The 13,534-nt window shown below is 63.2% G+C and carries 11 protein-coding genes; all 11 read right to left on the bottom strand.

Annotated features, from left to right (window positions below):
- Positions 1 to 29: 29 nt before the first annotated feature.
- The 11 genes from ACT01B_RS04240 to ACT01B_RS04190 all read right to left on the bottom strand — a co-directional run bounded on the left by ACT01B_RS04240 (position 30) and on the right by ACT01B_RS04190 (position 13,534).
- A complete protein-coding gene (locus ACT01B_RS04240; RefSeq protein ID WP_445146139.1) occupies positions 30 to 1,301 on the bottom strand; it encodes a threonine/serine ThrE exporter family protein in 1,272 nt (423 codons plus the stop codon).
- A gap of 878 nt (positions 1,302 to 2,179) precedes the next feature.
- Complete coding sequence (locus ACT01B_RS04235) at positions 2,180 to 2,626, bottom strand: NfeD family protein (RefSeq protein ID WP_445146138.1); 447 nt, start codon at positions 2,624 to 2,626, stop codon at positions 2,180 to 2,182.
- A 27-nt stretch (positions 2,627 to 2,653) separates the two neighbouring features.
- A complete protein-coding gene (locus tag ACT01B_RS04230) occupies positions 2,654 to 3,613 on the bottom strand; it encodes an SPFH domain-containing protein (protein WP_445146137.1) in 960 nt (319 codons plus the stop codon).
- A gap of 68 nt (positions 3,614 to 3,681) precedes the next feature.
- A complete protein-coding gene (locus tag ACT01B_RS04225; RefSeq protein WP_445146136.1) occupies positions 3,682 to 5,064 on the bottom strand; it encodes a sensor histidine kinase in 1,383 nt (460 codons plus the stop codon).
- Between the two features lie 28 nt (positions 5,065 to 5,092).
- Entirely contained in the window at positions 5,093 to 5,404 is a 312-nt protein-coding gene (locus ACT01B_RS04220; protein ID WP_445146135.1) for a hypothetical protein, read from the bottom strand.
- Positions 5,405 to 5,508: 104 nt separating this feature from the next.
- Positions 5,509 to 6,852 (bottom strand): sigma-54-dependent transcriptional regulator, encoded by a 1,344-nt coding sequence (locus tag ACT01B_RS04215; RefSeq protein ID WP_445146134.1) that lies wholly within the window; start codon positions 6,850 to 6,852, stop codon positions 5,509 to 5,511.
- A gap of 91 nt (positions 6,853 to 6,943) precedes the next feature.
- Entirely contained in the window at positions 6,944 to 7,750 is an 807-nt protein-coding gene (locus ACT01B_RS04210) for a PDZ domain-containing protein (RefSeq protein ID WP_445146133.1), read from the bottom strand.
- A 68-nt stretch (positions 7,751 to 7,818) separates the two neighbouring features.
- Complete coding sequence (locus ACT01B_RS04205) at positions 7,819 to 9,624, bottom strand: DUF885 domain-containing protein (protein ID WP_445146132.1); 1,806 nt, start codon at positions 9,622 to 9,624, stop codon at positions 7,819 to 7,821.
- Between the two features lie 95 nt (positions 9,625 to 9,719).
- Positions 9,720 to 10,934, bottom strand: coding sequence for an ABC transporter permease (locus tag ACT01B_RS04200; protein ID WP_445146131.1), 1,215 nt, complete (start codon positions 10,932 to 10,934; stop codon positions 9,720 to 9,722).
- Positions 10,935 to 10,945: 11 nt separating this feature from the next.
- Positions 10,946 to 12,268, bottom strand: a complete 1,323-nt coding sequence (locus tag ACT01B_RS04195; RefSeq protein ID WP_445146130.1) for an ABC transporter permease — start codon at positions 12,266 to 12,268, stop codon at positions 10,946 to 10,948.
- Positions 12,269 to 12,313: 45 nt separating this feature from the next.
- On the bottom strand, positions 12,314 to 13,534 hold the full coding sequence (locus ACT01B_RS04190; protein ID WP_445146129.1) for an ABC transporter permease: 1,221 nt from the start codon (positions 13,532 to 13,534) through the stop codon (positions 12,314 to 12,316).

Raw genomic sequence — 13,534 nt, 5'->3', positions numbered from 1 at the left:
TGCCGGCGTTTTTCATTTCGGCGTTCGATTCAAAGCGAGCGACGTGGAGCGATCAAAAGATCTCCAAACAACAAACCCGCCACCAGTGCAATCAACAGGGTGATCAGCAACATGGTGGTGTCCATACCCAAGCTCGTGTCACGTTCCAGCAGATAAGACGCGCTGCGGTATCCGATACTGCCCGGCACCAGCAAGATAATGCCGGGTTCGCGAATGACCGCCCCCGGCCGATGTACGAATCGCGCGTAAAGATTGGCCAGACTGCTCAACGTCAGGCCACCCAGGAACACGCCGAATGGTGCCGCCGGGATATTGCCCGCAAAAACGCCGCCCCAGCGCGTCACCAGATAACCCAGCACCACCGCCGCCATGACCACCAGCCAGTCGCGTCGCGCCGCGCGAAACGAAATGGCAAAGGCAAAGGCACCGATCAGCAGGGCCGGGTAATCCGTCCAGGAGGGCAGTGGCGGCAGCGCGTAATCGCGTCCAACGACACCGAGCGCGCTGCAGAGCTGGGTGCCCGCCACGGTGCCGAAGGTCAGCTTGATCAGCGTCGCGATGGCGCCACCCATGCGTGCCACACCGGCCACCAGGTGTTGACTGGAAATCTCGCGCACGGCCGTGGTGAGCGCCATACCTGGCATCAAGACGATCAAGCCCGCAAGGATCACCGACTTGATCGCCAGCGGCACCACGAACTGGCTGACCATGATGGCAATGACCGTGGCCACCAGCGCACTGATCGCCTCACTCGCCACGGCCAAACGAGGTCGTGTCGCCGACAGCACCGTAATGCTGCCGATAATCAGACCAATGAACGCCGCCGCGAGCAGGTCCGCCCACGAGCTGTGCAGCAGCAAGGCCACGACGGTGGCCGCCGCCAGCCCATAACTGGCGATCACACCCGCCTGCGCGCGACGCGTCTCGGGGCGCCCCAGCTCCCGCAACAGACGAAAACCCTCGCGCAACTCCATGTCACCGGCAATCACTTTGTCGGCGATGGCATCGGCATCACACAGGCGCGCCAGGTTCACGTCACCCGGAGCCAGCCGCATCACCTGGGTGACCTGGGCCACGTCCTGCTCGTCCTGTGCCAGATCGGTGAACGAGATAATGATGGCGGTCGGGCTGGACCATACATCGGCAATCAGCCCAAGCCGCTGCGCCGAGCCGGCGATGGCTCCCTCAAGACGCGGCGCCGCCGTGCCGTACTGGTGAAGACGGCGCGCCAGTTCGAGCAGGAACGCGATGCGCGTATTCAGCGGCGCCATGGCGAGCGGCGTGAGGACGGATGCAGTCATCGAGGGAGGAGTCGCATGGGGGGTGCGGCGCTTGGCATGGATAGGTGCGATGTCGGCGTGGCCTTGGGCATGCCGTTAGTAAAACTGATTCGCATGGCTATTGTTAGGGTTGCTTACGCTTTTGCCTTGGTCATCGCAGATTTCGCTCGTCATCCCAGCAAGAGCTGGAGGCGCTTTACAACGGCGAAACCAGTCATCCACTGACGTTCGCTCTTGTGTGGTGGTGCTGCGACCGGGCTCGCCTGCGGCGGGCTTCCGAGCCGCTGCCGCGGCCCGGGTTACTTTCTCTTGCTTGCCCAAGAGAAAGTAACCAACGGAGAAGGGCAACCCGCTTGGCGCTTGCCGAGCTAAAGCTCGGCAAGTCCGTGAGGGTCGGCCGGGCTTTTCGACAGGGCTCCTGCCCTGACGAAAAGGGATCGACATCCCTGTCGATCCCCCTGCGGGCCTGATCGTCCGACCCTCACCGCCGCACAGGGGTCCCGAAGGTCAAAAGCCAGAGCCAAAGGCTCGAGCAGCGCGGTGCGCTGCTCGTCGCTCTTGCTCGTGCTCTTGGCTCTTCGGGCCCCTATGGCGTGGCGGGTGGGTGGAGGAAAAGCCCGCAGGGTGGCCGGCAGGACGCCGGCCAGTTTGTCGTCAGGGCAGGATGCCCTGTCGACAAACCTCCGTAACCCACCCGCGCACCTGGAGGGCGTAGCCCGGAAGGCGCGCCATCGGGGTGGCCTCTCTTTTGGTTACTTTTCTCTGGCCAAACAGAGAAAAGTGACCCGGGCCGCGGCAGCGGCTCGGAAGCCCGCGGCAGGCGAGCCAGGTCGCGGTGACGCGTGGAGATGACGATCAAAAAGCTTACGGCGCTCACGGCGAGGCAAGCGGGAGACAAATCACTCCGAAGGACGCACCAGCAACGTCGTCCCATCCACCCCCACCACCTCGACCATACTGCCCACCGGCAGATCCGGCCCGCTCACCAGCCACAAACCATCGCCCACCCGCGCCTTGCCACGCCCGTTGATGATGGGCTCGGCCAACACGTAACGCTGACCGATCTTTTGCTCACCACGACGATTGAGCAAAGCATCGCCCGGTTCGTTGCGCATCAACTTCGGGCGCAACCCGTACCAGTAGACCGCGCAGGAAAGAAACGCCAGCACGGCGAACACCAAGGCCTGGCCTAACAACGACAGGCCGGGCGCGACCAACACGACCAGCCCGGTGACACCGGCGGCGATGCCGATCCACAGCATGAAATAACCCGGCAGGATCACCTCGAGCGCAATCAACAGCAGCGCGAGAATCCACCACCAATAGTGCAAGGCCACCTGTTCCATGTCGTCTCGTCCTCGGCCTGGGGATGCTCAGCCCACCGGCGGCGGCGTGCGCCGGCCAGCTTGCCCGCTTTGGACCTGCTGCTGGCTCAACGATTCCTTGGCCAGTTCGGCAATGCCCGCCAGCGAACCGAGAATGCCGGTAGCCTCCATGGGCAGCAGCAGCATTTTCTGATTCGGCGAATTCGCCATTTCCTTCAGCGCCTCAACGTAGTTGTTGGCCACGAAGTAATTGAGCGCGTTGATGTTGCCATTGGCGATCGCCTCGGAAACCATCGACGTCGCCTTGGCCTCGGCCGCGGCCGAACGCTCGCGCGCTTCGGCCGCGCGGAACGCCGCCTCCTTTTCACCCTCGGCAGCCAGGATCACCGACTGCTTCGCGCCTTCTGCCTTGAGGATGGCCGCCTGGCGGAAGCCCTCCGCTTCGAGAATGTTCGCGCGCTTCTCGCGCTCGGCCTTCATCTGGCGAGCCATCGAGTCGATCAGGTCGCGCGGTGGCGCAATGTCCTTGATCTCGATGCGGTTGACCTTGACGCCCCAGGGATGGGTCGCCTCATCGACTACCTTGAGCAGCTTGGCATTGATCGCATCGCGTTGGCTCAAGGATTCGTCCAGATCCATGGAACCGAGCACGGTACGGATATTGGTCATGATCAAGGCCAGCGCTGCCTGCTCCAGGTTCGCCACCTCGTAGGCGGCCTTGGCCGCATCCAGCACCTGATAGAACACCACCCCGTCCACGCGTACGACGGCATTGTCCTTGGTGATGACGTCCTGCGATGGTACGTCCAGTACCTGCTCCATCATGTTCATCTTGCGGCCGATGCCGTACATGACGGGTATAAGGAAGTGCAGGCCGGGGCTGAGCGTGCGCGTGTACATGCCAAAGCGCTCCACCGTCCACTCGTAGCCCTGCGGCACGATGCGCACCAACTTGGCCAAGATGATCACCACGACGACGACCACGACCAAAGCGAACAACTGTCCCATGGCCCTACTCCTGCATCCTTGAAAGATACCCGGAGTATAGGTGAGGTGCCTCGCAGGGATACGAGCGGTTACTTCGGCCCGAGCGGTAGCAGAAGGCTGACGCGCAAGCCGCCTTCCTCGCGATTGGCCAGTGCGATGCGCCCACCGTGCGCTTCCACGATCTCGCGCGCCAGCGCCAGCCCGAGACCCGTACCGGAACGCTTGGTCGAATAGAACGGCAGCAAGGCCTGCGCCAGCACCGTCTCGCTCATGCCTGGACCGCGATCGGCCACTTCGATGCGCAAGTCACGGGCAATCACCGTCAGCGACAAGCTCACTTCGTCATCGGCGCTGCCCGATTCGTGGGCGTTCTTGATCAGGTTGATCAGCACTTGCTCGACCTGGCCCGCATCGAACCAGCCTGGCTGCTCGGGGATATGGCCGCTCAGCTTGAATTGGCAGTGGAGCGAAAGCCCATCGAGAAAGGCCTTCCATGCAATCGCTACCGGTTGTGGCGCCGGCAACTTGGCAAAGCTGGCATAGCCTGCGATGAAGCCGTGCAGGTGGCGCGCGCGTTCGCCAATGGTGGCGAATACGCCCGGCAGGCGTGACGTGTCGCCACGTCGCGCAAGCTCGGCACCCGAATGCGCAAGCGACGATATCGGTGCCAGCGAGTTGTTCAACTCATGGCTGATTACGCGGATCACGCGTTTCCAGGTTGCCACTTCCTGTCGCGAGAGTTCTCGCGTCATGCGACGAAACAGCTGCAGTCGATGGGGGCGCCCCTGCAGGCGGAAACTGCGCTGCGACAGGTGGAAGGTTTCCTCGCCACCATCCATCTCCACGGTGAGCAAGGCATCCTCACCCCCCTCCACGGCGCGACGCAGGGCCTCGGGGCCGTCGCTCAACAGCTCGACAAAGCTCAAGCCGTGCAGGGTCCGTCCTTCGTTGAACAGGTGACGAGCCGCGATATTGGCGTAGGTCACGCGGCCGCTGGCATCGGTCAGGACCAGCGCCACCGGCGTGTTCTGCACCACGGTATCCAGCAGCAACTCGCGTTGGGCCAAGTTCTGCCGTTGCTCGCGCAAGGTCTGGCCCAGTGCGTTGTGCATGCGGATCAACTCGCCCAGTTCGTCGCGACGATCCGCCGCAATGGAGAAACTGAAGTCGCCATCGCGATAACTCGCCACCGCGCCTTCCAGCGCGCGCAGCAGCTTGGTAATCGGCGACATCACACGGTGACCCAGCCACAGCGACAGCGGCAGCAGCAGGATGATCGAAACGATCAGGCCGCCATAGAAACTGAAATGCGCCGGCGCACCCAGGTCGATGCCCAGGTCCTTGTGCAGCCACACCAGCAGTTGCGGCAACGGCCATTGCGTGACGCCGGCATAGACCAGTACGCCCGACAAGCCCGCCAGGCTCAGCAACAGGACCATGCGCGATTCGAGCGAACTCAAACCACGCAGCATCGGCTTCTTCCTTCGAGGCAAATCGTCGTCAATGGCACGCGCCGCTCATCCCCATCGGTATGCAGTTCACATGAGGGCCGCGACCGTTGTTGATGATTACGCGAATTGGCGACTGATCCGGTGGCGCGTTGTCCTTTGGGCCCTGGTTGCTGAACTTGAAGCGCTCGGCGTCGCTGGCGGCGGTGCTCAGGGCATCGCGATAGGTACCCGCGCTGGTGCTCGATGATGATGGCGCACTCCACTTGTCGCTTGCCTGTGTAACGGGCGGCTTGGCGCTTTGCGCCATCGCCGGACCGGCGAGCACGGAGGCTAGAAGAATCACGACGCTGCGATATCGCATGGCAGGCTCCATCGGTATCGATATCATCCTCGCCGGCGCCACCGGCGGCAATCATGACTGATGTCGCAACGCGCCATTCACGCCCGATCGACGCCATGCCTGGATCAGACCTGCACCTGGGCCAGGCCGTAGCGCTCCATGCGCCGGTACAGTGCCTGGCGCGACAGGCCCAGCGCCTGGGCGGCACGGCTGACGACGCCGCCGGCTTTCTCCAGCGCCGCTTCCACCGACTCGCGACTGGGCTCGTCCAGATTGCGAACGACCGTGGGAGCGACTTGCGGCAGGTTCAGTTGTTCCGGTGAAATGCGGCCATCGCTGGCCAAGAGCGCGGCACGCTCGATGGCGTTCTTCAGCTCGCGCACGTTGCCCGGCCAGGGATAGGACAGCAAGGCGTCACGCGCGGCATCGCCCAACTCGGCGCGACCGTCGAGGAAGTGCTCGGCCAGCGGCAGGATGTCATCGACACGGTCGGACAGCGGCGGCAGATTGACCTCGATGACATTGAGGCGGTAGTAGAGATCCTCACGGAACGTGCCGGCGCGGATCATAGCCTTGAGATCGGCGTTGGTTGCGCTCAGCACACGCACCTTCACCTGCCGCGTACGCCCGGAACCGAGCCGTTCGAACTGTCCGGTTTCCAGCACGCGCAGCAGCTTTACCTGCCCCGACAGCGGCAGGTTGCCAATTTCATCGAGGAACAAGGTGCCGCCGTCCGCCAGCTCAAAACGGCCCTCGCGCGCCTTGTTGGCGCCGGTATAGGCGCCGGCGTCAGCGCCAAACAGTTCGGCTTCGATCAGCTCGCCGGGCAAGGCACCGCAGTTCACCGCAATGAACGCGCCACGCTTGGCCGCCGAATTGGCGTGCACAATCGCCGCGATACGCTCCTTGCCGGCGCCATTGGGGCCGGTGATCAAGACCGGTACGTCCGAACGCGCCACCTGGCAGGCCAGCTCCAGCGTGCGTGCCATGCCCTCGGAGGCAAACACCAAACTGTCGAGTTCGTAACGGCGCTGCAAATCTTCACGGCGACGACGACGCTCGTTGCGCGTACGGGTCACCTCGCGGGTAGATTCCGACAGCTCCAACAGGTTCTCCACCGTGGTCAGCAGCTTGGCGTCGTCCCACGGCTTGGCGAGATAGTCCGAAGCGCCGGCCTTGACCAGCTCCACGGCCGTTTCAAGATGCGTCCAGGCGGTAAGCAGGATCACCGGCAGGTCGGTATGGCGTTGACGGATGGCCCGGAACAGGGCGATGCCTTCCTCGCCGGACGTGGTGTCGGCGGTGAAGTTCATATCCTGAATGACCACGTCGGCGCGCTCGCTTTCCAGCATGGCCAGCCCCTGCTCGGGCGTCAGCGCGATCAACGGGCGGATTTCATGGAGGGAAAGCGCCAGCGACAGCGCCTCACCCACGGCCGGGTTGTCGTCAATAATCAGTACGGTTCGCATTCGTCTCTTGCACATGTAGACGTGGATGCAGCTCCACGCCAAAAGGTTGCCATCTTTCGCGCGATCCGTCGCGGGTCGATGGTGGCGGCCGTCAACCGCCCGGTGGAACGGGGGCTGCCGGTGGGGCTGGCGGTGGTGGTGCCGGCGGTGGCGCGGTCGGCAGCAAGCCGCTGCGAGCCTGCTCTGCCAGCATGACCGAGTGTTCGGCACCGTCCCGGCGCACTTTGACCGGCATCGGGGACGCGCCATGCGCCCGCAGACGATTCAACAGCCCGGCCACATCGTGAACCGGCTGGCCGTCGGCCTCGACGATCACATCCCCCTGCGCCAGGCCCCACAAGGACGCCGGTGTCAGCGCAACGACGTTTACGCCGCCACCACTGGCAGTCACCAGCTGCAATCGTTGCCCATCGCTGCGCCAACGCAGGCTACTGTCGGTTTGATAGACAAATCGACTGTGACTCGTATCGGCCAGTGCTGCGGGTGATGCCGGAGACTCCGGCGCCGCCGGTGACTTGGGTGCAGGTGCAGACACCAGCTCATGAGCCTGGGCCGCCAGGGTTACCGCCTTCTCGATACGGCCCTGCCGTACCTTGAGCGACATGGGCGTAGCGTCATGCGCTCGAAGTCGATCCATCAGCGCCGCGACATCGCGAACCGGCTGGCCGTCGGCCTCCAGGATCTCGTCGCCCTCGGTCAGTCCCCAAAGCGATGCCGGCGTTACCGCCAGCACCTTGACGCCACCGTCTTTCGCCGTTGCGAGGTGTAAGTAGCGTCCTTCACTGTGCCAACGCAAGGTGCTGTCAGAGCGATACGAGAACTCCGTACCCGCGATTGCAGCCGAGATAGGCGCCAGCAGCGCCACGACCCACAGCAAGGACTTCATCGATCGGTGCATCGCTCTCTCCCTAGCGTTGCAAAGCGCGCGCTGCGGGATGCAGCGCGCGCTCCGGTCTTACTGAATGCTCAGCTCGCCACCGGGTGAGCGGGCGCCTTGCCCGCTTTCACTGCAGCGATCCACGCATTGATGCGCGTTTCGAGCACGTCCAGCGGCAGCGCGCCGCCACCGAGCACTTCGTCGTGGAAGGCGCGGATGTCGAACTTGTCGCCCAGTTCCTTTTTCGCATGCTCACGCAGCTCGACGATCTTCAGCTGGCCCATCTTGTACGCCAGCGCCTGGCCCGGCCAGGTGATGTAGCGATCGGTTTCTGCCTGCAAGTCCGGTTCGTCCTGGCTCGAATGCTCATGGAAGAAATCGACCATCTGCTGGCGCGTCCAGTGCTTGGAGTGAACGCCGGTGTCGAGCACGAGGCGATCGGCACGCAGCAACTCGTCGGACAGGTGGCCATAGTAGGACAGCGGATCTTTATAGAAACCGAGCTCCTTGCCCAATTGCTCCGAGTACAGCGCCCAGCCTTCGATATAGGCGTTGTAGCCGGCCTGCTGCCGGAACGGCGGCAAGTTAGGCAACGCCTGCGCGATGGCGATCTGCATGTGATGGCCGGGGATACCTTCATGGTAAGCCGTCGACTCGATGCTCAACACGCTGCGATCGGCATAATCACCGGTATTGACGAAGATCTGGCCCGGACGCGAACCATCCGGCGTACCCTGATGGTATTCGGCGCCCGCAGCTTCCTTCTCGCGGAACGGCTCCACCGGCACGACTTGCACCTTGGTCTTGGGTAGCAGGCCGAACAGCTTCGGCAGTTCCGGCTGCATGCCCGCGAGGTAGTTGCGGTAACGGTTGAGGATGTCCTCGCGCGAAGTGGCGTGCGTCTTCGGGTTGGTCTTGAGCGCAGCGCGGAAGCTGGCCAGATCCTTGTAGCCCTGCGACTTGGCGATCTCGGTCATCTCGCCCTCGATGCGCTTGACCTCGGCCAGGCCGATCTCATGGATGCGCTCCGGGCTTTCCTTGGTCGTGGTCATCTGCTCGACGTCGAAGCGGTAGATCGCATCGCCATTGGGCAGCTGCCACACGCCAGGTTCAGAGCGACCATGCGGCGCATAGTCCTTGGCCACGAATTCGCCCAGCTTCTGGTAGGCCGGACGCACGTCGTGGTCGATGGCGGCAAGAATGGCGTCATGCAGGCGCTTCTGGTCCGCCGGCGACACTGACTTGGGGAAGTGCTTGAGCGGCTCGGCGAAGACGCTGTCCATGCCAGCGGGCTTGCCGATGCTGTCGATCTGGGTGACCACTTTTTCCAGTAGATACTTCGGCGGCATCATGCCGTCCTTCAGGCCCTGCTGAGCCACGCCGGTCACCTGCGCGAGCAAGGCGGGTACAGCCTTGAGGCGTGCCAGGTAGTCGTCGTATTCCTTGGTGTTGTTGAACGGGATGGAGCTGACGAAACCGGCCAGCATGAGGTGCGCGCCGCTCATCTGGTCCAGCGGCATCTCGTCGATCTTCAGCTCATGGGCCTTGAGCGCGTCCTGCAGCTGACGCACCATCAGCTGCTGATTGAGCTTGTCGTCGTCGGAGAACCCGGTGGTGTCGATCGCCTGGAAGCGCTTCAGGAAATCCTGGGTCTTCGCCTGCTCGGCCTGGGTATGCGCCAGCGAGACATCGCTCCAGCGATCGTTGTAACGCAGGTCGCCCACGATGGTGGCGAACTCCGGTGAGTTTTCCAGATTGTGCTGCCACTGCTCGGCCAGCAGGACATTAAGCGCCTTGACGCGGGTGGGTACATCCGTCGGCGCGGCCTGTACCGAAGCCGCACACGCGGCCGACATCAACAAACCCGCCAAGACCATACGCGGTCCGATTTTCATGGGAACACCCTTCCGGTTGAGATAACACTCATTTTCCATGGCCGATGGCCTGGCAACCCGTGCCGAACAGCACGGATGTGCGGCCTAATTCACCCCTATACCGACCTTGTCGCCACCACCGGCGGCACCGCGGCCGCCCGCAAGGCCGGACCAAGCACGGCCAACTGGCCGAGCAGCCACAGTGAGACAGCGCCCAACGGCAGGTAGTACAGCGGCAAGCGCGGCAGTTCGTAGAACTTCATCAGTACCAGGTTCAGGGCGAACGCCAGGACCATGCCGATGCCGATGCCGCCGCTGACGATCAGGAAGTTCTCGGTCTGGAAATAGCCCAGGATGTCGCGCCGGGTGGCGCCAATGGCGCGACGGATGCCGATTTGCTTGCGCCGCTGCTGCACCCAGAAGCTGGCCAGCCCCACGATGCCCAGTGCCGTCACCAGCAGCAGGGCCAGGATCACACCGATCAAGATGCCGGCCATGGCGCGATCCTGGCGAAAACGGATGTCGCGCATGTCGCTGAGCGTGCGACTGTATTCCTCATCCAGCACCACATCCGGCGCGATCTTGGCGATGGCAGCGCGCGCGTCGCGCAAAACCCGTGGCAACTGCGCCGGGTCGGCCTTCAGCAAATAGGTGCCGGCGAATTTCGGTCCAGGTAGCCCGGGAACAAAGACGCTCCAATCACCGCTACCGCGTCCGAACCCCGCAGGATCGGGACGCACCAGGTGCTCGATCACACCGACCACGCGGAAATGCAGTCGATCGCACCACACCTCCTTACCCAAGGGATCGACGCGCGGCCAGAAGTGTTCGGCCAGTGACCGCGTCACCAGCACCACTCCGTTCTCGGGAACGAAGCCGGAGAACAAGGCGTATTCGCCGGGCTGCGGGATCCGCCCGCTGATCAGCCGCAGTCCCATCGCGTCGAACGTACCTGGTCCGCCGACATAGAAGTCGACCACTGCGCGAGGGTGACCCGGTTCCTGAGCTGTCGTGATACCCGCTGAGCCCACCTTCTCGCTGAACGGTGCCGTGTTGGTGACGGTCGCCGATCGCACTCCGGGCAGGTTCCTCAGCGCAGTCAAGACGCGAGCATTGAGATCGACAGCCTGGGTCTCTTCGAAGCCGGTCAGCTTGATGATCGCCAGCGATGCTTCATCCACACCGCTCGGGACATGCATCAATTGCAGGCGACTGACGATCAGGAAACATGCGTTGCACAGTACGGCGCAGGCCAGTGCAATCTCGAACGCAATCAGCGTCGCGGCGAGGCGATGGCGACGCAAGGCGGACAGGATGGGGGCGATCGACATGAGGCCGCTCCTCACAAGGTCTTCAGTTGCAGGCCGGGTGCGACCCGGCTCGCACGCAAGGCAGGTAGCACGCCCGCTAACAAGCTCGCAGATATCGCAAGCGCGAACGTGCCGAGGAACATGGCGACATCCAGATGCACCAGGTCGGCATACGCTGCTGGCTGCCGACGTACCAACCACAAGCCAAGCTGGGTGAGCAGCAAGCCGCCAACACCACCGAGCAGCCCGATCATGCCGGCCTCCACCAGGCATTGGGCGAACACGGCACGACGACTGGCCCCCAGGGCCCGACGAACGCCGATTTCGCCGGATCGCCGCAGAAACTTGGCAAGCAGCAGGCCGATTGTGTTGAACAGGCAGATGGCGAGGAAGGCGAACGCGAGCCAGGTCTGTAGCCGCACATCGCTCGGCACGACCTGGTTGAAGTCGAGCCACTGCATAAGGCTGCGCAGGCGCGTATTGTCAGCGCGGGCAAAGCGTCCCAGCGCCTTTTGTTGAGCCGCGTAGTCGGCAAGGAAACCGCGATAGTCACTGACCTTGGCCGCACTGCCAAGCTGCACCCATAGCGCAACCCATACACAAGGCTGGTCCGGTAGCTTTGCGTGATCGTCAGGTATGCGCCAGCAAGTGAAGACGTTGAAGTTGCGGTCGGCTATATCCACGCCGGTAAAGTAGGGAACGTAGACGTCTTCCGGCTTGGCGAAGAAATCCGCCGTATCGCCATTGGAGAAGCGACCGCCACGCACCTCATAGAACTGCGGCGACGGACGCCACGGCTTGAGTACGCCGACAATGCGGACATCGCTGTCGCGCAAGCGCAGGGTGCGCCCGACACTGTTGGCGCCTCCAAACAGCTTGTCGTTGAGCTGGGCAGAGATCACCGCCACCCGTGCACGATGCTCTTCGTCATCCGGCAACCAACTGCCGCCATACAAGAACGGCACGTCGAACATGGGGAAGAAGTCCGCCGTCGTCGCCAGCATCTGCATCATCAGCGGGGGAACGGCGCTGCCCTCTGCCCGCAGCTTGACCGGCGCACTACTTATCAGGGTCTGGCGCTCGGCGCGATGCGCACTCCACAAGTCCACGGCCGAGTGGTAGTCCATCACGTCAAATGGCTCTTTGTGTCCGTCCAGTGACGTATCTGGATCGACCTGCGGATAGAACAGCAAGCCGCTGCGCCCAGGCAAAGGGTCGCCGGACAACAGGTGCATCACCGTCAGCGTAGTCATGCTGGCGCCGATACCTACGGCAATTGCCAGCACCATCAACGCCGTGAGCACGCTGTTGCGGCGCAGGCTGCGCCACGCCAGATCAAGGTAGTAGCCGAACATCCCCACCTCCCCGTATCGCCGCCCTTGTGGGGCGGCGAGTAGTCATTACACCGAACGCGTCGCCACGACCGGCGGCACGGCAGCCGCACGCATAGCCGGGCCGAGCACGGCCAACTGCCCTATCACCCATAGCGACAGCGCGCCGACTGGGAAATAGATCGCCGGCAAGCGCGGCAATTCGTAGTGCACCATCAACATCAGGTTGATGCCGTAAGCGAGCACCATGCCGAGCACGATGCCGATCGTGGCGAGCAGGAAATTCTCGGTCTGGAAGTAATTCAGGATGTTTCGGCGCGTCGCACCGAGCGCACGCCGCACACCGATCTGCCGACGGCGCTGGGCTACCCAGAAGCTGCCCAGGCCCACGATGCCCAAGGCCGTCACCACCAGCAAGGCAAAGCACACGCCCACCAGCAGGCCGGCCATGGCGCGGTCATTCTGGAAGAAGTTGTCGCGTACTTCATCCCATGGGCGCTGCTTCAGGATGACGCGATGCGGATTGATCGCCTTCATCTTGGCGACGGCCGCCTTCAGCACGGCGTCGCGATTCTGCGGGTCGGTGCGGATGATGTAGAGCCCCTGGGTGATGCGCATCGGCAGCACCATGGTGAACTCCGCGGTGGCCAAGTCCGTGAAGGCCGGCCGCACCAGGTGCTTCACGACGCCCACCACCGTCATGGGGTAGTCGGCATAGTAGATCTGCTTGCCGAGCGCCTGCTGTCCAGGCCACAGGCGTTGCGCCAGGCTCTGGGTGATGACGGTCACCTTGGGAATCCCCTTCGCGTCCTTGACCGAAGCGGCCCTGACGACATCATCGAAATCCATGTAGTCGTCCGGCTGCAGGTTGCGTCCGGCCACCAGTTGGGTGCCCAGCGTCTGCAGGACGTTCTCGCCGGTATAGGTGGTGGCATTGAGCGTCGACACGCGCTGGTTGCGGTCGAGCTTGATGCCTCCGTTCCACGAGGAATTGCCGAATGGCACCTGGTTCGCGGACGACACCTGGATGACACCGGGGATCTGCCGCAACGCGGCCAGGTCTTCCTCGGTACGCGCCTTCTGGTTCTTGTTCGGGCCGATGTCGGCGAACAGGATTTGCAGCAGTTCATGCTCGGCCACACCGCTGGTCATATGCATGCGGTCGAGTCGCTGGTTGATGAGGAATACCGCATTGCACACGATGGCGCAGGTCAGTGCGATCTCGATGATCACCAGGAAGGCAGTGACCTTGTGACGGCGCAGCGTCGAAAGAATAGGCAGGATGTCCAT

The sequence above is a fragment of the Dyella sp. Tek66A03 genome, assembly GCF_052567735.1.
This window is presented reverse-complemented; position numbering and strand designations above follow the sequence as displayed.